Source organism: Acinetobacter sp. CY05 (assembly GCF_059515805.1).
Genome location: NZ_JCAKMW010000005.1, coordinates 13,651 through 34,830, shown reverse-complemented (window position 1 = coordinate 34,830; position 21,180 = coordinate 13,651). Strand labels below are relative to the sequence as shown.

21 protein-coding genes are annotated in these 21,180 nt (G+C 41.4%); 9 read left to right on the top strand and 12 right to left on the bottom strand.

Annotated elements, in window-relative coordinates; genetic code table 11:
- Window positions 1-198: 198 nt before the first annotated feature.
- The gene (gene mscL, locus AC5YCD_RS06470; RefSeq protein ID WP_496129253.1) at window positions 199-630 is read right to left on the bottom strand and encodes a large conductance mechanosensitive channel protein MscL; all 432 of its coding nucleotides are present in this window, start codon (window positions 628-630) and stop codon (window positions 199-201) included.
- Between the two features lie 150 nt (window positions 631-780).
- On the bottom strand, window positions 781-2,613 hold the full coding sequence (gene typA, locus AC5YCD_RS06465; RefSeq protein ID WP_496129252.1) for a translational GTPase TypA: 1,833 nt from the start codon (window positions 2,611-2,613) through the stop codon (window positions 781-783).
- A 174-nt stretch (window positions 2,614-2,787) separates the two neighbouring features.
- Between typA and AC5YCD_RS06460 the strand changes: the two genes are divergently transcribed.
- The 3 genes from AC5YCD_RS06460 (at window position 2,788) to AC5YCD_RS06450 (ending at window position 6,715) form a co-directional block, all read left to right on the top strand.
- Window positions 2,788-4,158 (top strand): uracil-xanthine permease family protein, encoded by a 1,371-nt coding sequence (locus tag AC5YCD_RS06460; protein WP_496129251.1) that lies wholly within the window; start codon window positions 2,788-2,790, stop codon window positions 4,156-4,158.
- A gap of 61 nt (window positions 4,159-4,219) precedes the next feature.
- Window positions 4,220-5,251 carry a methyltransferase gene (locus AC5YCD_RS06455; RefSeq protein WP_496129250.1) on the top strand — a complete coding sequence of 344 codons (1,032 nt, stop codon included), beginning with the start codon at window positions 4,220-4,222 and terminating at the stop codon, window positions 5,249-5,251.
- Between the two features lie 3 nt (window positions 5,252-5,254).
- The gene (locus AC5YCD_RS06450; RefSeq protein WP_496129249.1) at window positions 5,255-6,715 is read left to right on the top strand and encodes an amino acid permease; all 1,461 of its coding nucleotides are present in this window, start codon (window positions 5,255-5,257) and stop codon (window positions 6,713-6,715) included.
- A 42-nt stretch (window positions 6,716-6,757) separates the two neighbouring features.
- Here AC5YCD_RS06450 and AC5YCD_RS06445 read toward each other — a convergent pair whose 3' ends face one another.
- From AC5YCD_RS06445 to omp38, 3 genes are all read right to left on the bottom strand, one after another.
- Window positions 6,758-7,582: an alpha/beta fold hydrolase gene (locus tag AC5YCD_RS06445; RefSeq protein ID WP_496129248.1), complete on the bottom strand. Its 825-nt coding sequence runs from the start codon at window positions 7,580-7,582 to the stop codon at window positions 6,758-6,760.
- 130 nt (window positions 7,583-7,712) lie between these two features.
- Complete coding sequence (locus AC5YCD_RS06440) at window positions 7,713-8,243, bottom strand: peptidase C39 (RefSeq protein WP_496129247.1); 531 nt, start codon at window positions 8,241-8,243, stop codon at window positions 7,713-7,715.
- A gap of 105 nt (window positions 8,244-8,348) precedes the next feature.
- Entirely contained in the window at window positions 8,349-9,392 is a 1,044-nt protein-coding gene (omp38, locus tag AC5YCD_RS06435) for an outer membrane protein Omp38 (protein WP_496129246.1), read from the bottom strand.
- 354 nt (window positions 9,393-9,746) lie between these two features.
- Between omp38 and AC5YCD_RS06430 the strand changes: the two genes are divergently transcribed.
- Complete coding sequence (locus AC5YCD_RS06430; RefSeq protein ID WP_496129245.1) at window positions 9,747-10,271, top strand: GspH/FimT family pseudopilin; 525 nt, start codon at window positions 9,747-9,749, stop codon at window positions 10,269-10,271.
- Here the strand turns inward: AC5YCD_RS06430 and AC5YCD_RS06425 are convergent.
- From AC5YCD_RS06425 to AC5YCD_RS06410, 4 genes are all read right to left on the bottom strand, one after another.
- Window positions 10,268-10,618, bottom strand: a complete 351-nt coding sequence (locus AC5YCD_RS06425) for a DMT family transporter (RefSeq protein WP_496129244.1) — start codon at window positions 10,616-10,618, stop codon at window positions 10,268-10,270. The two genes, AC5YCD_RS06430 and AC5YCD_RS06425, sit on opposite strands and share 4 nt — an antisense overlap.
- 53 nt (window positions 10,619-10,671) lie before the next feature.
- Window positions 10,672-11,157: a DUF934 domain-containing protein gene (locus AC5YCD_RS06420; RefSeq protein WP_496129243.1), complete on the bottom strand. Its 486-nt coding sequence runs from the start codon at window positions 11,155-11,157 to the stop codon at window positions 10,672-10,674.
- Window positions 11,150-12,793, bottom strand: coding sequence for a nitrite/sulfite reductase (locus AC5YCD_RS06415; RefSeq protein WP_496129242.1), 1,644 nt, complete (start codon window positions 12,791-12,793; stop codon window positions 11,150-11,152). Before AC5YCD_RS06415 ends, AC5YCD_RS06420 begins: the two co-directional genes overlap by 8 nt.
- A 200-nt stretch (window positions 12,794-12,993) precedes the next feature.
- Window positions 12,994-14,145 carry a CaiB/BaiF CoA transferase family protein gene (locus tag AC5YCD_RS06410; RefSeq protein ID WP_496129241.1) on the bottom strand — a complete coding sequence of 384 codons (1,152 nt, stop codon included), beginning with the start codon at window positions 14,143-14,145 and terminating at the stop codon, window positions 12,994-12,996.
- Window positions 14,146-14,325: 180 nt separating this feature from the next.
- Between AC5YCD_RS06410 and AC5YCD_RS06405 the strand changes: the two genes are divergently transcribed.
- Together AC5YCD_RS06405 and AC5YCD_RS06400 are read left to right on the top strand one after the other, a co-directional pair.
- Complete coding sequence (locus AC5YCD_RS06405) at window positions 14,326-15,336, top strand: AraC family transcriptional regulator (RefSeq protein ID WP_496129240.1); 1,011 nt, start codon at window positions 14,326-14,328, stop codon at window positions 15,334-15,336.
- Between the two features lie 119 nt (window positions 15,337-15,455).
- The gene (locus tag AC5YCD_RS06400; RefSeq protein WP_496129239.1) at window positions 15,456-15,770 is read left to right on the top strand and encodes a hypothetical protein; all 315 of its coding nucleotides are present in this window, start codon (window positions 15,456-15,458) and stop codon (window positions 15,768-15,770) included.
- Between the two features lie 49 nt (window positions 15,771-15,819).
- Here the strand turns inward: AC5YCD_RS06400 and AC5YCD_RS06395 are convergent, their stop codons facing one another.
- Together AC5YCD_RS06395 and AC5YCD_RS06390 are read right to left on the bottom strand one after the other, a co-directional pair.
- Window positions 15,820-16,242, bottom strand: a complete 423-nt coding sequence (locus tag AC5YCD_RS06395) for a GNAT family N-acetyltransferase (protein ID WP_496129238.1) — start codon at window positions 16,240-16,242, stop codon at window positions 15,820-15,822.
- A gap of 9 nt (window positions 16,243-16,251) precedes the next feature.
- Window positions 16,252-17,451 (bottom strand): class I SAM-dependent methyltransferase, encoded by a 1,200-nt coding sequence (locus tag AC5YCD_RS06390; RefSeq protein ID WP_496129237.1) that lies wholly within the window; start codon window positions 17,449-17,451, stop codon window positions 16,252-16,254.
- Window positions 17,452-17,551: 100 nt separating this feature from the next.
- Between AC5YCD_RS06390 and trhA the strand changes: the two genes are divergently transcribed.
- The 3 genes from trhA (at window position 17,552) to AC5YCD_RS06375 (ending at window position 20,114) form a co-directional block, all read left to right on the top strand.
- Window positions 17,552-18,193 (top strand): PAQR family membrane homeostasis protein TrhA, encoded by a 642-nt coding sequence (gene trhA / locus AC5YCD_RS06385; RefSeq protein ID WP_496129236.1) that lies wholly within the window; start codon window positions 17,552-17,554, stop codon window positions 18,191-18,193.
- Window positions 18,194-18,335: 142 nt separating this feature from the next.
- A complete protein-coding gene (locus AC5YCD_RS06380; protein WP_496129235.1) occupies window positions 18,336-19,649 on the top strand; it encodes an MFS transporter in 1,314 nt (437 codons plus the stop codon).
- A gap of 111 nt (window positions 19,650-19,760) precedes the next feature.
- Window positions 19,761-20,114, top strand: coding sequence for a hypothetical protein (locus AC5YCD_RS06375; protein WP_496129234.1), 354 nt, complete (start codon window positions 19,761-19,763; stop codon window positions 20,112-20,114).
- Here AC5YCD_RS06375 and AC5YCD_RS06370 read toward each other — a convergent pair.
- Window positions 20,111-21,118 (bottom strand): metallophosphoesterase, encoded by a 1,008-nt coding sequence (locus tag AC5YCD_RS06370; RefSeq protein WP_496129233.1) that lies wholly within the window; start codon window positions 21,116-21,118, stop codon window positions 20,111-20,113. The two genes, AC5YCD_RS06375 and AC5YCD_RS06370, sit on opposite strands and share 4 nt — an antisense overlap.
- Window positions 21,119-21,180: the final 62 nt, after the last annotated feature.

Here is a 21,180-nt window from a genome sequence, read left to right as displayed (position 1 = left end):
ATTAACTCATTTTTATATGGGGCATTTAATGAGTGCTATTGTTCATTTCAAAGGTGACGTTCGGGTGAAGAAATCATGACAATGACATGAATAAGCTTACATATTTTATTGTATGAGATGTTTAACTGTCCAAAATCAGAGAGAAATAGAAAAACAAAAAACGGCGCATTGAGCGCCGTTTTTTTACATCATTGATGATTAACGTTTTTTCAGCTCATCACGAATTTCACGTAATAGCTCAATATTTTCAGGCGTTGGCTCTGGTGCTGGTTCTTCTGCCTCTTGTTTACGGCGTAATTTATTCATAAATTTCACCAATAAGAAGACTACCCATGCTAGAAGTAAGAAATTAATTAATACTGTTAAGAAGTTACCATAAGCAAAGACATTTAAGCCGGCTTCTTGTGCAGCTGCTAAGTTACTTACATTATTTGGATTATCACCCAGGACTACAAACCAGTTTGAATAATCGACTTCACCACCTAAGATCCATGACACTAAAGGCATGATTAAATCTTTAACCGCAGAATCAATAATTTTACCAAATGCACCACCGATAATAACACCGACAGCTAAGTCCATCACATTGCCTTTTACAGCAAACTCACGAAACTCTTGAATAATACTCATACATAAACTCCAAACTTTTATATTTATTAAGCGCTCAACACTGCTCAATAATGTACGCTGTTGGTCTGATTTGCCAAGCGCTGTTAGAAAATCTTATACAAAAAAAACCGCTAAGCAGACTTAGCGGTTTTTTCACATCACGTGAACAAATTAAGATTTGTTACGCTTACGTTCGTTTTCAGTCAACCAACGCTTACGGATACGAATTGACTTCGGTGTTACTTCAACTAATTCATCATCTTCAATGAATTCAAGTGCTTGTTCAAGCGTGTACTCGATTGCTGGAACAAGTGTTAACGCATCGTCAGTACCTGAAGCACGTACGTTAGTTAGCTGTTTCGCTTTAGTTGGGTTAACCACCATGTCGTCTGAACGTGAGTTAATACCAACGATCATACCTTCGTAAACTTCTAACTGCGGTTTAGCAAATAGACGACCACGGTCTTGTAAGCTGAACAACGCATAGCCCAAGCAAGTTCCTTGAACCATAGAAATTAATACACCGTTTTGACGCTTCGCCACAGTACCTTGTTTCATTGGACCGTAATGCGAGAAGCTTGACGTCATGATCCCTGTACCAGAAGTCATGGTTAAGAATTCTGAACGGAAACCAATTAAGCCACGTGAAGGAACAGTTGCTTCAATACGGATACGACCTTTGCCGTCAACTTCCATATTGGTCATTTCGCCTTTACGGTGACCCATTTGTTCCATTACAGCGCCTTGGTGCTGTTCTTCAACGTCAAATGTTACGTTTTCGTACGGCTCTTGTTTTTCACCATCAATTTCTTTGATGATTACTTGTGGACGTGATACGCCCATCTCAAAGCCTTCACGACGCATGTTTTCAATTAAAACTGAAAGGTGAAGTTCACCACGACCAGACACTTTGAAACGGTCAGGACTGTCAGTATCTTCAACACGTAACGCTACGTTGTGGATCAATTCGCGGTCTAGACGTTCACGAATGTTACGTGAAGTCACGAATTTACCTTCTTTACCAGCAAACGGTGAGTTATTCACTTGGAATGTCATCGACACTGTAGGTTCATCTACAGACAATGGCGGTAATGCTTCAACGTTTTTAGGATCACAGATCGTGTCAGAGATATGAAGTTCTTCGATACCTGTTACACATACGATGTCACCTGCAGCAGCTGTTTCAACATCTACACGCTCTAAACCATGGTAACCCATGATTTTTAAGATACGGCCGTTACGTGTTTTACCGTCTTTGTCGATCACAGTCACAGGTGTGTTTAATTTCACAGAACCACGTTGGATACGACCAACACCGATTACACCTACGAAGCTGTTATAGTCAAGTGAAGACACTTGCATCTGGAATGGACCATCAACATCAACTGCTGGTGGTTCAACGATGTCTACAATCGTTTGGAATAATGGGGTCATGTCTTCTGCTAATTCTTCAGGAGAAGGACCTGCTACACCACGAAGACCAGAAGCGTAAACCACTGGGAAGTCTAACTGTTCGTCAGTACCACCTAAGTTATCGAATAAATCGAATACTTGGTCAATCACCCAGTCAGGACGCGCGTTTGGCTTGTCAACTTTGTTGATAATCACGATTGGTTTTAAACCACGTGCGAACGCTTTTTGCGTTACGAAACGTGTTTGTGGCATTGGACCTTCTTGTGAGTCGACAAGAAGCAATACACAGTCAACCATAGATAGAACACGTTCTACCTCACCACCAAAGTCGGCGTGTCCCGGGGTGTCCACGATGTTGATACGGTATTCTGTATTGGTACGTGCATCAGTCCATTTAATTGCAGTGTTTTTTGCAAGAATGGTAATACCACGCTCAGACTCAATCGCGCCCGAATCCATGACACGTTCGATCTCGCCCGCGCGATCGCCAAGAGCACCTGATTGCTGTAAAAGTTTGTCTACAAGAGTCGTTTTACCATGGTCGACGTGCGCGATGATGGCAATGTTACGGAGAGTTTTAATATCTGACATGTAAATTCGATATGTATTAAATTTGAGGGCAAATTATACAGAAAAATAGAGAACTTTTATAGTGACTGAGGCGTGACAATTGTATTTTTTTTGATAAGTGGTACGCTTTTGATTTTGTAAAGCTATGTAAACAGATTAGAATAGCGCCACCAAGCCACAATTTGCGTTTTACACATGTCTGATTTTAATCAATCTCCCTCCTCGAAAGATCAGCTCGACCTTGTCTATGGACTTGAAGATCGTCCCAAACCGTGGATCGCTTTCCTCGCTGCATTTCAACATTTGCTTGCAATTATTGTCCCGATTGTTACACCTGGTCTTTTGATCTGTCTGGCTTTAGGCGTTTCAAAAGAAGACACCAACATGATTTTATCCATGTCTTTGGTGATTTCAGGGATCGCAACTTTCTTGCAATGTAAAAAAGTTGGTCCTTTTGGTGCAGGTCTTTTGATCGTCCAAGGAACAAGCTTTAACTTTATTGGTCCTATTATTGGTATCGGTTCAGCCATGGTTGCTGCAGGTACACCTGTTGAATCTGTCATGGCAGCCATTTTTGGTGTTGTGATTGCAGGTTCATTTATTGAAATGGGCGTATCACAAATTTTACCATGGATTAAAAAGCTCATTACCCCGCTCGTCACTGGGATCGTGGTGCTGCTGATTGGTTTGACTTTGATTAAAGTCGGTTTAACCAGTATGGGTGGTGGTTATGGCGCAATGAAAGATGGAACATTTGCCAACGCAGATAACCTGATCATGTCATGTACCGTACTCGGTTTAATCATTATTTTAAACCGCATTAAAGTCGTGTGGATTAAAAGTTCTGCGATTTTAATTGCCTTGGTTGCAGGTTATATCCTTGCAGGCTTTATGGGGCATTTAGACTTCTCTGGTCTCAAAGATGCACCTTTGGTTCAAATTCCAAGCCCAATGCACTTTGGTTTAGACTTCTCTTGGAGTCTATTTATTCCAATGGCATTTATTTACCTTGTGACCTCTTTAGAAGCTATTGGTGACGTTACTGCAACATCTAAGCTGTCTAATCAGCCTGTTGATGGTCCAAAATGGATGCAGCGTATTAAAGGTGGTGTGTTGGTGAATGGTGCCAACTCATTCCTTGCAGGTATTTTTAACACCTTCCCAAGCTCAGTCTTTGCACAAAATAATGGTGTCATTCAGCTGACAGGTGTGGCAAGTCGTTATGTCGGTATTTGGATTGCTGCTTTACTGATTATCTTGGGGTTATTGCCAGCTGTTGCAGGAGTGATCCAAGCGGTCCCACAAGCGGTGCTTGGCGGTGCTGTGATGGTAATGTTTGGCGCAGTTGCTGCCTCTGGTATTAACATTTTATCGAGCGTCAACCTTGACCGTCGTGCCCTATTGATTATTGCGATTTCTTTAGGCTTAGGTCTAGGTGTGGCACAGGTGCCTGATATTCTTGCACATATGCCAGAACTGGTCCGCAATATCTTTAGCTCTGGTGTTGCGACCGGTGGTATTGCTGCACTTATTTTAAATATTGTTCTTCCTGAAACGAAGAAGTAATTTCATATCCAAAAAGCACCGTGAGCTTGTGCTCACGGTGCTTTTATAATGGAGAAATCCAATGGTTCCGCAAAGTGAAGTTCTCATTCGTCAATATGAGTATCTTTCCGGTCGTGTATTATTTGTTAATGCACCTACAGATGACTTGCTGCAACATTTAGAAGACAACGTCGATCCATTTGTTTGGACATGGAATTTTAACGATTTTGAGTATTTTCAGTCTAAACAAGCCGCTGTAAGTTTTGGTACCGATGTACCTGAAGGTGAGTTTGATCAGGCGGTTATTTTTGTACCTAAATCTAAAGAGTTACTTAACTATGTGCTCTATAGCTTAGCGACGCGTCTGAAAAAAGGCAGTTCAATTTTATTGGTTGGTGAGAAAAAAGCCGGCATCGAACGTGCAGCCAAACAATTACAGCCTTATGGTCAAGCAGTAAAACTCGATAGCGCTCGTCATTGTCAGTTATGGCAAATCAGTCTTGAACATACAGTTGATGCGAAAGCGCTACGCGATTGGGCACAAACTTATCGCATCAATACACCTAAAGGCGAATTAGAGATTTGCGCGCTGCCTGGTGTCTTTAGCCAAAACCGTCTTGATGTAGGTACTGCGGTGTTGTTGCCATATTTACAACAAGTCACTTCAGGTAAGATTGCCGACTTTGGTTGTGGTGCAGGTGTGATTAGTGCTTACTTGGCCAAACTTAATCCAAGTAATCGTATTTTTGCGATGGATGTAGATGCCTTTGCATTAGCCTCTACCCAAATGACATTTGCGCAAAATCAGCTTGAACCCGAACAACTTGAGATTAAAGCTGTACGCGGCATTGAAGACGCACCATTGTTTTTACATGCCATTGTCAGTAATCCGCCCTTTCACCAAGGCATTCAAACCGACTACAATGCCAGTGAAAATTTATGTAAAACTGCGCGCCGTCATCTTAAATCAGGTGGTGAACTTTGGATTGTGGCAAATCGCTTCTTAAACTATCCAATGTTGATTGAGCAACAGTTTAAAGCCTGTCAAATTAAAACTGATGAGCAAGGCTTTAAAGTCCTGTTTGCTAGCATGCAGAAAAACCCTAAGGAATAATCGATGAGCGAAACACAACAACCGCAATTAAAGCGTAATCTTGGTGCTCGCCATCTAAATATGATTGCGATTGGTGGCTCGATTGGTACTGGTTTATTCCTAGCCTCAGGCGCAACCATTGCCAATGCAGGCCCTGGTGGCGCACTGCTGGCTTATGCCTTAATTGGTGTCATGATCTACTTCTTGATGACCAGCTTAGGTGAGCTTGCCACCCATAATCCAACGTCAGGTGCCTTCTTTACCTATGGTACAAAATATGTTGAAGGCGGTTTTGGTTTTGCTTTAGGTTGGAACTATTGGTACAACTGGGCCATTACCGTTGCCTTTGAGTTGGTGGCTGTACAATTTATTATGAAATTCTGGTTCCCAGAGATTCCAGGATTTTATTGGAGTGCGGTGTTTTTAGCTGTGGTCTTTGGGATTAATGCACTGACCGTCAAAGGCTTTGGTGAATCTGAATTCTTCTTCTCTTTAATTAAAGTGCTGGCCATTATTGCCTTTATTATCATTGGTATTTTCATGATTGCCAAAATCATGTTAACCCCAGGGGCTGAAGTATTTGCCAATTGGAGTACAGGTGAAGCGCCATTTGTAGGTGGTTTATCAGCACTTGTTGGTGTGGCCATGATTGCTGGATTCTCTTTCCAAGGTACAGAAATGGTTGGGGTTGCAGCAGGTGAATCCAAAGATCCACAAAAGACCATTCCAATTGCGATTAAACAAATTTTCTGGCGAATTCTTTTGTTTTATATCGTGTGTATTTTCATTATTGGGACACTAATTGCCTACAATGATCCACGTTTATTACAAGCAGCTGCAACTGATAACGTTGCACTATCGCCATTTACGTTACTGTATGAACAAGCTGGCTTTGCCTTTGCAGCTTCAGTCATGAACGCAGTGATTTTAACTGCGATTTTATCAGCAGGTAACTCAGGCATGTATTCATCAACGCGCATGCTGTTTGATATGGCACGTAAAGGCAGTGCACCTAAAGCATTTGCTAAACTAGATGCACGCGGTGTGCCTATGAATGCCTTGTATGCCACGACTGCCATTGCAGCACTGTGTTTCTTAACCACTTTTATTGGTGAAGAAGAAGTATTTAACTGGCTACTGAATATGTCAGGTATGTGTGGCTTTATTGTGTGGTTAGGGATTGCGGTGTCACATTATCGTTTCCGTAAAGGCTTTTTAGCCCAAGGCAATAAGCTTGAAGATTTAGCCTATCGTGCTAAGTTCTTCCCTTTTGCACCGTGGTTTGCTTTTATCCTATGTGCCATTGTGGTGCTGGGTCAAAACTATCAGGCTGTACTTGAGGGTGAATGGTTAGCGGTACTGTCAACCTATATTGGTATTTTCTTATTCTTAGCGATTTGGCTGGGTTATAAATGGAAATACAAAACCAAATTGGTGTCCTATCAAGAGATGGATGTACAACCCATTAAAGTTGAACGCGAATAAAACTTAAAAAGCAGTCCTCGGACTGCTTTTTTAATTTTTGATCTATTGATTTAAAAAGCTTTGCAGCGCAAAACTCACTTCGTTTTTATGCGTGGTACATAAGCCATGTGCCGCACCTTTAATCACCTGCTCTTGCCCATGAGATAAAAGTTTTAAAGTAGCTTGGCTACAAATAGCAGGCGGTACGATTTGATCTTGGTCGCCATAAAGCACCAAGGTAGGTATTTGAATTTGCCTTAAATCGGCACTTAGATCCGTTTCTGAAAAGGCAGCAATACAATCATAATGCGCTTTAATTGAACCTTGCATGGCAATTTGATAAAAGTTCTGTATCACTCCCTCTGAGCTTTTGCTGGGGGTCTGATCATAACCATAAAACTTGTTGGCAAAATCTAAATAAAAGTCGGCTCGATTGGTTAGTAAATTAGCGCGCATTTCATCAAAAACCTCTATCGGCACGCCTTGAGGATGATCATCAGTTTGGCGCATCAGCGGTGTAACCGCAGCAATTAAGGCCAACTTTTCTACCTGTTCTTGACCATATTTTGCACTATAGCGTGCCACCACTGCCCCACCTGTAGAATGTCCTACCAGCGTAAATTGCTTCAACTTTAAGTGCTCAATTAAGGCACGCAAATCTTCTACATATTGATCGATATTATGCGCATGCCAAGGCTGACTCGAACGTCCATGTCCGCGTCGATCCATCGATATGACCCGAAAGCCATGCTCAGCTAAAAATAGCATTTGATCTTCAAAGGCATCACTCGATAATGGCCAGCCATGTTCTAACACCACCACAGGCCCTGAGCCCCAATCTTTATAATATAGTGCTGTGCCATCTTGCAGTCGTAGATATTGAGCCATACTGATTCTCCTTATACGAGTTTTAAGCTTTATTAAATCAAGTACAAGCGAGTGCTCTGTATAAATGCCGTTGCCCTTATGTTAAATCAAAAAAAAGCAGCCCTCAGGCTGCTGAATGGTGGCTAACTGCTTAGCTATAGCGCATCACAAAATTACGATCATCAACAATAATAGCCTGCTGGCAAATCCCTTCTTGCTGACGCTGCTGTATAAATATGTCTTTGGACATTGGTTCGAAACTATCAAAGAAACAGATTTCCTGATCATCAATCGAATACACCAAAGAATGATTACCAATGCCCTCTAAGGTATCATAATAGACAATCACAAAACGGCCCTGTTCAACCGCCTGTTGAAGCTGTTCATAACTGACTGCTGCTTTGATTGGAATATTGAGTTGCTTTGCCTCAGCATAGAAAAACTTTTCTGTTGGCTGCGGATCAGGATCATCATCGGTACTAAATTCAACATCTAAACCTAAACGCTTTAAGCCTACGGCTAAAGCAATACCATAAGTGCCCTCATCGGCATTATGACGGCACAATTGCACCAAATCTTGGGTTTCTAAATCGACACCATAATGATGAAATAACATCCAAATGGCATACAGGCCACCATTGGCAGGTAAGTCGGCTAAATCTTGAGGAATTTCTACGCTCATAATGTGTCACAGCAATTGATCATCTTGGCTTATTGTAATAAAAAAAGCGACTCAAAAGAGTCGCTTTTTTAAGATTGATTCAATCAACTAGGATTGAGTCTGACCTTATGGCTGTACTTGAACAGTACGGCTGCCAGAAATTGTCGCGAATACGCGACGGTTCATAGCACGGCCTTCTTTAGTGTTGTTGTCAGCGATCGGTTGATCCCACGCGAAACCTTGAGTCGATAAACGAGTTGGGTTTACGTTGTATTCGTTAACAAGTGAAGATTTCACAGAGTTAGCACGCGCTAAAGATAAACGTTCGTTAAGTGCACGTGGACCAGTGTTGTCTGTGTGACCTTCGATACGTGCAGTTGCGTTCGGGTATTCAACTAACTTTTCAGCAACTTTCGCGATTTCTGGTTTGTATTGATCTTTGATGTTTGATTTGTTTGTATCAAAGAACACACGAAGTTCCATGTTCAAGTCTTCAACAAGCTCTTGTGGAGCTGGTTCAACTGGAACAACTGGTGCAACTGGCTCAACCACGATTGGCGCAGCAACAGCTGGCTTCAAGTGACCGCCAAGAACTACGTTAAGACCAGCTAAAGCTGTGTAGTTCCAGAACTGTTCGTCAAAGTTGTATGTACCACGAGCTTCTGTACGAAGAGATAAAGCATCGTTTAAGCGCCAGAAAGCACCCACACCTGCGTTACCTAAAGTACCTTCGTCTTCCCAACCAGCAGCAGCGCCTTCGCCTTCATATTTGTAGTGACCCGCACCTAAAAGTACGTACGGCTTGATTTTGCTGTCGTAGTTTTTAGTGATTAAATCAGAAGTTGCGTAGAAGTTACCAGCAAGTTGTTGTTGTTTGTATTCAGCAACTTTAGGGCCACCGTTAGCATCGATGTCGCCTTTAACTTGTGAGTATTCAGCTTCAAAACCTAACCAAGGCGTTAATTCAACACCAAGTGCAGCACCAACGAATAAATCGTCTTGTAATTCAACACCAGCTTCAGACAAACCTTTTAGGTTATCGTTGTCATTGTTGTGTTGAGTGTCTTGGAAAGTGTAACCAACTAATAGTGGAGTTACAGTAACACCAGCGTTAGCTGCTGCGAAAGGCGCAGCAACAAGCATTGCAAGAGCAATACGACTCATTTTCATGGATTTATCCTCCAGAGATATAAATTGTTGTTCAAGCTTGAGCTTTTCAGCTCCGCTGGGATAGGCTTTTAATACCCCAGTGTTATTTTTAAGCTAGTCACATGGCATCATACAAACACTTTTTTTCTTTTCCAAGTGCTTGATAATTTTAATCAAGAAAATTATTGACAAAATTACTTACAAATTCCGTTGTAATTCGGTAATTTTTCGCTCAACTCACCATTCTGAAAAGCTTATTTTTGGCTTGAGGGAAATTTTAACAGCTTTAAAAGTCAGAAGTCACCCATATTCAATCTAATTCCCCCTTAATCATGTGACTTTTAATAATTATTGGCGCAATTGATGGAGATCATCATGTTATGCATCAACCGTTGCCGTGCTTTTACTTGGATTGAACTACTGATCACGATTGTCATACTGGCGATTCTTGTCAGCTTAGCCATTCCAAGCTTTCAACAAGACTTAATGAAAAAGGAGGTACAAAGCTCACAACTCAAGTTAAGTCGCGCCATCCAGATGGCTCGACAACAGGCCATGAGTCAGTCCAATCACGTGGTGCTATGTGGCTCAAACAATCAAAAAACTTGTAGCAGCAACAGTTGGCATCAGGGTTTCGTTGTGTTTATTGATATTAATAATAATCGCAAAGTAGATGACAACGAAAAAATTATTTTGTCAGAAGCGTTGATCCTTAAATATGGCAGCCTGACTTGGGGCAGTTTAAATAGCAATAATTTAAGTTTTATCCCACGTACAGGTTTGCCTCTGGGCTCTAATGGCACCTTTAGTTACTGTGCACAAGACAAAAGCTTGAGTTATAGCTTAGTGGTGAGTCAAATGGGACATAGTCGCATTGATCATACGCAAAAATGTAGTTAAACATCAATATTAGAAAACTGGGCAATAATCACCAAACCAATACTAATAAATCCAATCCCTAACCAACCGGCAAGATCAATATTTTGACCTAAATAGGCTTTGGCCAATAATGCTGTCGCAATGACGCCAATGCCAGACCACAAGACATATAAAATCCCAGCTTGCATGTATTTGAGTGCAATTGCGGCACAGCTAAACGACAGCAGATAAAGCAGTAGCGCAATCATTTGATCAGATTTATGCACTAAACCATTGGCTTTTGCAGAATAAAATGTAGACATCACATCCGTTAAAATAGCAACCAATAACCAATAGATACCGGGATTAACTTGAATCAGCCATTGCATTTATTTTTCCTCATAAAAAAAGCCGCGAAGTCGCGGCTTTTTTAGCATTATATTTAGGCGCCAGTTTGGTAATTGGCTTTTTCAACTGCTGTAGATGCTTGGTAAGGCTGCGTAAAATCAGCTAAACCTGCCGCAGCTTCTTGAACATCTTTGCCTTCTTTAATCACAAACGTATCAAAGCCTGAACGTTTCATATAGTTTAAAACGTCTTTAAAGACATCACCTGTGGCACGTAATTCGCCTTGGAAACCCTGACGACGTAACAATGCTGCAAATGAATAACCACGACCATCGTTAAAGCCTGCAAATTCAATAAAAATTGCATCTAATTGATCAAGTGGAAACTGATGATCTTCAGGTGAAGCATCTACCGTTAAGTAAAGTGCTTTTTTACCTGATACATGCGCGATTTGATCTAACTGTTCAACGGTTAACACTACATCACCTTGCGGTACTACGCCATCTTCGCCAATCACTTGATAAGTATTGTCTGCAACAGTGCCATCTTTTGCGAGCACTGGTAGTGCGGTATTAAGCATATGCACGCTCCTTAAATGGTTTGATGCCAACACGGCGATAAGTATCAATGAAATCTTCACCTTCTTGACGTAAATCAAGATAAGTATTTAAGATTTCTTCAATCACGTCAGGTACAGCATCTGCTGCAAACGATGGCCCTAAGATATCGCCAATAGACGCATCATGATCTGCATTACCACCTAAAGTAATTTGGTAGAATTCGGCGCCTTTTTTATCTACGCCTAAAATACCAATATTACCCACATGGTGATGACCACAAGCATTCATACAGCCTGAAATATTCAGATCCAATTTACCTAAGTTGTAAATGGTGTCTAAATCATCAAAACGGCGTGAAATTGCTTCTGAAATTGGAATAGATTTGGCATTGGCAAGTGAACAGAAGTCACCGCCTGGGCAGCAGATAATGTCAGTTAAGAAACCAATATGCGCACGGGCTAAATCTGCTTGATCTAGTACTTGCCATAAAGCAAATAAATCTTTTTGTGGTACGTCGACAAGGGCAATGTTTTGCTCATGTGTGGTACGTAATTCACCAAAAGTATATTTGTCTGCAAGATCAGCAATCAGATTCATTTCTTCGCTGCTGACATCACCTGGAGCAATACCAGCACGTTTTAAAGAAATCGTAACAATACGATAGCCTTTGACTTTGTGAGCATTGGTGTTGATGTTAAACCATTGTTTGAATTTTGGATGCTGATTGAAGAGTTCAGTGAAGTCTTCGTCAGCATAATCTTGGTAAGCAAATGGCGTGAAGTTCTGATCCATTTTTGCCAAGGTTTCAGCATCAATTTTTAAAGTTTGAATCGTATGTGCAAATTCAGCTTCAACTTTTTGAGCAAACACTTCAGGCGTTAAAGCCTTCACTAAAATTTTAATACGTGCTTTATATTTGTTATCACGGCGACCGTGTAAGTTATAGACACGTAAAATCGCTTCTAGGTAAGCAATTAAATCTTCGCGTGGCAAGAAGTCACGAATAAAGCTACCCATAATTGGAGTACGCCCTAAACCACCACCGACTTTAATTTTATAGCCAATTTCGCCTTGCTCGTTTTTCACGATATACACGCCAACATCATGGAAAGACGTTGCAGCACGGTCGATTTCTTCCAAAGCAGATACGGCAATCTTAAACTTACGTGGTAAGAAGGCAAATTCTGGATGAAAGGTTGACCATTGACGAATCAATTCACAGGTTGGACGCGGGTCGGCAATTTCACCAGCAACCACACCAGCATATTGATCGGTTGTGGTATTACGAATACAGTTACCAGAAGTCTGAATAGCATGCATTTGTACAGTAGCAAGTTCAGCAAGCATATCTGGCACGTTTTCGAGTGCAGGCCAGTTAAACTGAATGTTTTGACGCGTTGAAATATGCGCATAACCACGGTCATATTCAGTCGCTAACTCAGCTACTTTACGCAGCTGTTTTGAGTTCATCAGACCGTAAGGTACCGCCACACGCAACATTGGCGCATAACGTTGTACATAAAGACCATTTTGTAGACGTAATGGACGATATTCGTCTTCGGTTAATTTTCCGGCTAAGTAACGTTCCGTTTGGTCACGGAACTGTGCAACACGTTCATTAATCAGTTGCTGATCAAAATCAGTATATAAATACATGGCGTACAGCTAGTAGTTTCTATTATAACGCTGCACAGAATAACGAGTTTTGATCTATCAAGAAAATGCGTTTTTTACATATTTCATAGCGATTTTATTGATAAGCCTGCCTAGTGTTCACTGATAACAGCGGCTTAGCAGGCTTTATCCTACTTTTTAATATTATTTAGATATTTATGCTGTGTTTAGCAGAAAAAAGACTAAGCGCTATCAGAAAGCTTAGGCTTTTGAAGCAGCCATGTACCGGCATTTAAGGCTTGCCCGACAAATTCATAACGTTTGTGTGAGCGCGAAAACTGAATAGGACAACCCAATTGTGGTTCAGTTTGACCAGAACCTTGCGTTAAGGGCACCTCGACCACCCAACCACGTTCACGCGCCAACTCAGAATGCAGTGCTTCATCTAAGCTTAATACAGCTTCTGCACATACATCATGTTGGCTAAAAATCGCTTGCCATTCAGCCAAGGTTTTGCTGGCAATTTTGGCTTGAATGAGCGGTTTGATCATTTGGACATCGAGTTCCGCAAAGCTTTTATTGTCCTCGATTAATTCAGGTAATTGTAAAATTTCGGCTAAACCACGCACAAATTGCGGTTCAATTCCGCCAAGTGCCATATATCTACCATCTTGCGTTTGGTAGTAGTCATAAAATGAACCACCATTCAAGGGGCCTATTTCTGGGCTAACTTTGGTATTTCCTGCCAATACCGCAGCAGCTGCCATGGTATTTAAACTGGCCACGCAATCGGTCATAGAAATGTCAATGTATTGGCCGAGCCCGCTGCTATGACGTTCAATCACTGCGGCTAAAATTCCCATCACCGCATGAAAAGAACCACCTGCCACATCAGCCATTTGCACCCCTAAAGCAGGAGGTGCACTGTTTTGGCGCCCTGAATGGCCCATAATACCAGCCAGTGCCACGTAATTGAGGTCATGCCCTGCTTTATCTTTATAGGGTCCGCTTTGTCCATAACCGGTAATTGAGCAATAAATCAAACGTGGGTTAATGGCAGCTAAGCTCGCGTAATCTAAGCCTAAACGCTGCATCACCCCAGGGCGAAATTGTTCAATTACAATATCGTATTGGCTAATTTTTTCTTTAATAAGTGCAATATTGGCAGGGTCTTTAAGGTCTAGAGCAATCGATTGCTTATTGCGGTTTAAGTAACTATGCGCTGTGGCTTGACCGTTGGCAAAAGGCTCCAGTACACGCATCAGATCAATTCGGGTTGATGATTCGATATGCACCACTTCAGCACCTAAATCAGCTAAATATAAACTGGCAAATGGACCAGGCAGCAAGGTGGAAAAATCTAAAACTTTGAGGCTATGTAATAAAGTTGACATGGTGTGATTTTACTCTTGTTTTGCTTATTTTTTATGCATACTATGCAAAAAAACAAGCCTGCACAATGTCATGTTCAGCCATTTACCTTGATCGTTTCGGCAATTTACCATGTAAGTTATTGAGATTAAGCATCATTAGGTCAACAGTAAGTGAATACAAGAGAGACTGAAGAATTTAACATGAGTCGAGATACCATTAGTATCCACTTTGTCAATGCCGCACTCACTGGGGTAAAACGTCTTGGGATGGACGTAGAAACTTTGTTATCGCATGTGGGAATTGAAGCTGAACTACTACGCCAACCCAAAGCCCGTATTTCACCTGAACAGTACACCCGCTTTGTGAAAATGCTGTGGATGGTGACCCAAGATGAACATATTGGTTTTAGCCAAGATATTCGTCGTTTGGGTAGCTTTGCCATTATGTGTCAGTTGATTGTGCATGCTAAAACCTTAGGTGATGCTTTAGAGCTCTCAACACAATTTTATAAATTGTTTGGTGATGAATGGTGTGTCACTTTAGAACGCGATAAACACGAAGCACGTTTGGTGCCTTTAGTGCCTAAAGATGCCGATCCTGATCACTATATTACCGAAAGTATGCTGATGATTTGGCATGGCTTAGCAGCATGGTTGATTGATCGTCGGCTTCCTTTGGAGCGTGTGCATTTTAACTATCCACGCCCAAGTCATGCCGATGAATACGATGCGCTGTTCTTTGCCCCTGTGATGAAATTTGACGCTGCACGTACCGAGATTACCTTTGCCGCAGATTATTTAGAATTGCCGATTCGTCAAACTGGTGAAACTTTAGAAGATTTCTTAAAAACTGCGCCTGCCGACTTATTGGTGAAGTTTAAAAATACCCATTCTTTAACTTCACGTATTCGTGATGTGTTAAAGAGCCAAATTGGCGAAGAGATGCCAACCTTAAATGACGTGGCGTCCATGTTGTATTTATCACCACAGACTCTACGTCGTCGTTTGGCTGCCGAAGGTAAGAGCTACCAAGGGGTCAAAGATGCGCTACGCCGCGATGCTGCGATTCATTTGTTGCTCAATCCAAGACTGACCCTAGAAGATGTGGCGCAGCAAGTCGGCTTTAGTGAAACCAGTACCTTCCACCGTGCCTTTAAAAAGTGGACAGGTGTTACCCCTGGTTTATACCGTCAATTACACGGTTATCATTAATCCCAAAATCATCAAAAGCCCAAGCCTTGTCTTGGGCTTTTTTTATACTTTTTCTACTGATTTCATGTTATAAAGTAACATCTATTCTCTGTTTAATCTCCTCGTTGGGTAGTGCCGTTATGCATGAAACTCCTCCAGAAAAAACCTTTTGGGGCTGGAAAGCGCTGATTGTTGCTTTTATTCTTAGTATTATCTTTTTAGGTATCTTCTATCTAGCAATGGAAAATGATCCTGAGTATATGCCAAGTCAGCAAAATAAAGACCAAAGCCATCAGCAACATGCATTTAAAAATGCACCAACTATGAAACAAGATGCTAGCCAAGCTGCGTCAACGGCCACTGAACAGGGCATGACGGCTGAAGAGCATGGCATGAGTGCCGAGCAACATGCCAACATGAATATGTCGCATGCAGAAGGCAATCACGGTCACTAATACATTGTTAAACATCAAAAAAGGCAAACTTAAGGTTTGCCTTTTTTATTTAGAACACTAAACGCATCCTCATGTGTGGAATATTACAGTCGAGGTATTCTGTACCTTCTGCAATAAAGCCCAAGCGCTGATAAAACGCCATGGCATGGACTTGTGACGATAAATGTACGCTCAAACGACCTTGTTGCTTGGCATAGTCCATCACATAGCGCATCAATGTCTCACCGAGACCCTGCCCACGCGCAGATTTGAGCACTGCTACACGTCCAATACTGTTATCGGCTAACAAACGCGCAGTGGCAAGCGCTTGTTGGTCTTGATACAGCACAAAATGCGTTGAGACGGCATCTAATTCATCCCATTCATCATCAGGCGCAATGTGTTGCTCAACAATAAATACCTGCTCACGAATGCTTTTGGCATCTTGCTGCAATTCAAGCCAAGTGCCTGCCATAATCTGTATATTATCCATGCCACACTCCTAGCATTTACAGCCAATGTCTTGTTGATCCCATTGATCATTTAGCAATAACTCTAAGGAATGCTTTTGAATACCATACATGTCTTTTAAGGCTTGAATTTGTGCTAATACCGCTTGATCGGGTGCAGTAAAGTCTTTGGCTTTGGTGGCTAAAATCATTTTGTTTTTACTGGTGTGCTCAAGCGCAACAAATTCAAACACTTTGGTTTCGTAGCCATAGGCTTTAAGTAATAAAGCACGAATAGTGTCTGTAAGCATTTCTGCTTGTTGACCCGCATGAATGCCAAATTGCAGCATCGGTTGTAACACTGTTGGACTGTGTAATTGTGGGCGTAATTCTTTGTGACAACACGGCGCACACATAATAATTTTTGCGTTTAAACGAATCCCGCTATGAATGGCAAAATCAGTCGCCACATCACAGGCATGTAGTGCAATCATCACGTCTAATTTCTCAGGTGCATAAGTGCGCACATCCCCTTGAAAAAAGCCAAGTTGATGAAAGCCCGATTGCGTTGCCACATTTTGACAAAACTCGACCATTTTGGGATTAAGCTCCACCCCTGTCACAAAAGGTGTTTGCAAGGTCTTGGCGGTGTAATCATATAAGGCCGTGGTTAGATAACCTTTGCCTGAGCCAAAATCTACGACATGCAAAGGTTGTGTGGTATCAATTTGTGCGAGTGCACCTGCAAAAATCTCTACAAATTTATTAATTTGTTTCCATTTACGCGCCATGCTAGGAATCACTTGTGCCTTGGCATCGGTAATCCCTAAATGTTGTAAGAATTGGCTATCTTGATCAACAAAGCGTTGTTTGGCACGATCATGCCCTTGTGGCTGGGCTTTCAGTACAGGCTTAATCTTGCTTTGCGTCAGCATGGCTTTTTTCTTATTTTTTTTCAGTTGTGTCTCGCCTGTTAAGCTAAATAAATTGGCTTGCTTACAATCTGCCAACAATTCTGCTAGCAAGCCCTCTGCCTCATCTAGAGGATAATTTTTGGTGACGTCTTGGGTTTTGTAACGATACAAACAGCTTAAAGTGGGCACATTTTGCAGCTCAATGACGCGCAGGGTCATTTTTTCTAAGTTTTCAATTGGACCCTTATATTGGCTAAAGATAATGCGTTCAAGCTGCTGCTGTTGAATGGCATCTAAACATGCGACAAGAAACTGCTGCTCTGGATTGACAGGAGACATGGGCAAAACCTAAAAAAATGACTGTTAAATTTTAAGGTTGTCTTACGCGAAAAGCAAAATTGAATTATTATACAAGTGTACTTTTATTATCGAGGCTGCAATGCACGCCGATTTTTTAAAAAATTATGATGCAAAAGAAGAAAATTTAAACGTCTGGAGCCATGGCCTTGGCGCTGCATTTTCCTTAATTGCTACAATCTTGATGTTAATCAAAGGCTCATATTTACCAACTGGTCAATGGTTAGCTTTACTGGTTTACGGTTGCAGTATGATTTTACTGTTTTCTGCGTCAACCTTATATCATATGGCCAAAACTGAAACACGACGTTTTTGGTATAAAAAGCTTGATCACACCGCAATTTATTATTTAATTGCAGGAACTTATACTCCATTTCTTGCTATTGCTTTGCCTACCCTAAAAGCCAAAATGTTACTCATTGCACTATGGGTGATCGCACTAATTGGCACTGCATTTAAACTGATTTTTATCCACCGTTTTCAAAAGATTTCTTTGTTTTCTTACTTAACCATGGGCTGGTTGGCACTGTTGGTGATGGATGATATGCAGCAGTTTTTATCTGCTCAATGTTTAACCTTACTCATCGCAGGTGGCTTAGCTTATACGGTGGGTGCATTGTTTTATGCTCTAAAACGGGTAAGATACACCCATGCTATCTGGCATTTTTTTGTATTGTTAGGCGCAGGATCACAATTCCTTGCGATCTATCTTTACGTGATTTAACCTCTTCATTCTTCATTTCAGTGACCCTGAGCGAGACGAATTGAAGTGGTCCCCGTTGTTTTTTTAAAAAATTACGCCTTTTTTAAAAAGATTACGCTTTTAAAACTAAGTTTATTTATTTTTAGTAAGTGTAAGGTCCAACATGGCGTCATCATCAGCTGCATCTCAAGAACAAGTAGCACCAAATTCAAAATTCCGCGTATTGACTGCGAGTCTCGTGGGTACCACAATCGAATTCTTCGATTTTTATATCTATGCCACTGCGGCCGTGATTATCTTTCCGTATCTGTTCTTCCCAACCAGTACAGATCCAATGACAGCAACGATTCAATCGCTTGCTACCTTTGCCATTGCCTTTATTGCCCGCCCGATTGGTGCAGCACTCTTTGGTCACTTAGGCGATCGAATAGGCCGAAAAGCCACCTTGGTCGCTGCACTGTTGACCATGGGTATCTCTACAGTATGTATTGGTTTATTACCGACCTATGCACAAATTGGTATTGCTGCTCCACTATTACTGGCACTTTGCCGTTTAGGTCAAGGTTTAGGTTTAGGCGGTGAATGGTCAGGTGCGGTCTTATTGGCCACTGAAAACGCCCCTGAAGGTAAACGTGCTTGGTATGGTATGTTCCCACAATTAGGTGCACCCATTGGCTTTATTTTGGCTACAGGCTCATTCTTAACTTTAGGCGCATTTATGTCTGAAGAAGCCTTTATGGCTTGGGGCTGGCGTATTCCATTTATCTCTAGTGCTTTATTGGTCATTGTAGGTTTATGGATTCGTTTAAAATTGCATGAAACCCCTGCCTTCCAAAAAGTATTGAATAAACAAAAAGAAGTAAACGTTCCTTTTGTAGAAGTCTTTAAAAAGCATACTCCAATGTTAATTTTGGGGACGATTGCTGCCATTTGTACCTTCGTAGTGTTCTACCTAACCACAGTATTTGCATTGCAATGGGGTACCAAGGAATTAGGTTATACACGTGAAGAATTCTTACAATTACAATTAGTCGCTACGCTTTGTTTTGCTGCATTTATTCCATTATCTGCGATATTTGCTGAGAAATTTGGTCGTAAAGCCACCTCTATTGCGGTGTGTTTAATCTCTGCCATCTTTGGTATTTTCTTTGCCGATATGCTTGAGTCTGGTAGCACCTTGATTGTGTTTATCTTCTTATGTATTGGTTTGGCGATTATGGGGTTAACCTACGGTCCAATTGGTACCGTATTGTCAGAAATTTTCCCAACTTCAGTACGTTATACCGGTTCTGCGCTTACCTTTAACCTTGCGGGTATTTTTGGTGCTTCTTTTGCGCCGTTAATTGCCACCAAGCTTGCGACTGAATATGGTTTACAAGCAGTGGGATATTACTTAACTGCAGCATCAATTTTATCTTTACTGGCGTTCTTATTAATTCGTGAAACCAAACACGATGACGTCAACAACCAAGTTTAAATTTGATTCATTCATCTGAAGAACCAGTGCTTAGGCACTGGTTTTTTATTTGCAATATAAAACAACTGTATTACTCTTAAATAAGAGAAAGCCCCAAGAAGAGTGTGCAGCATGAACCCTATAATTGATCAATTGACTGAACAACAAATTACAGAACTTATTCTCCTGCTTGACGATCATCAGATTGCGACAGCCAAACAACTGCTACAACAACAGCTTAATCTTTCTGAAGCCCAAGCAGAAACCGTTTTAATTGAGTTTGCCCACCTCAATGATCTGACTCTACCAAGCAGCTTGCCCCCATCTAGCACCAGTCATGTGAATCTCAATCAAACCGCTTTTACACATTCAACTACACAGCCTAGTTTAGCCTTAGCCAAAGAAAATCCCATCAAGAAAAAACGGATCTTGGTCGCCATTGTCATTTTAGTATTGGTGATCATCCTAGGTTTTATCTTTGGTTAAGAAATTTCAATAATATCAATGGTTGGGGGTACACGAAAACGAAATGGTACCCCTACCATGCCAGTACCCACGGTCACAAAAACATCTGCATGCGCATGCTGATACAGACCACGCTTATGGCCTAAAATAGAGACCTTTTTCATCACGTAGTCTGTAACCCACGGCAACTCCACTTGACCACCGTGGGTATGTCCTGACAGCATTAAAGGACGTATACCCAGCTCAGGCACCATCTCTACAGTATCTGGATTATGCGACAGTAGAATAAACGGTTTATCTTGCGGCAAGTCAGGCAAGTTACGCATATCCGCTTTACCAGCCCAAAGATCGCCTACTCCAATTAAACGAAACTCATCAAACTCTACAATTTTTTTCTCAATATCAATCACATTGTTATTGCTTAAGGCATCACTTAACAACTGCTGAATCGGTGGGCCTGGGTATTGCTCATCATGATTGCCCGTGACTGAATAAATGGGCGCTTGAATCTGTTGTAAAATTTTTAGTTCATCGCTGAGTTTGTTTTCGGGCTCATAGGTCCAATCACCTGCTACCACTACTAAATCTGGGTTTTGCTGATTAATTTTATCAACAATAATTTTGAGTTGACGTTCATGCCCAGAAAACAAACCAATGTGTAAGTCAGCAATTAAGGCTATGCGTACGGGACGTGCAAATGGCTTTTGCGGATTAAATTGATAATGTAAGGTTTTGACCAACACCATATGCGGTTCGATAAAACGCGCATAAATTAAAACACTGCTCAAAAGAAACACAAAAATACTTTGATGCAGCGAGAAAATATCGTAAAAGCCTGCATAGATGCTAAAGATCCACAACGGCCACAGTAAATAAGATAAATAAAAGGCCAATAAATGAATAAAGGCTTTCACCGGATGAATGGTTTCTGTGCGCGTTTGACTCAGCCATGCTTGGGCAATCCCCCAGAGCGCGAGCAAGGTAAATAGCACATAAAATACATTCAAAGCGTTCATAAACCACATCACCATAAATTTTATTTATCTTTTCACAGCTGGCAATTATACTCAAACGCTATTTTTTGCTT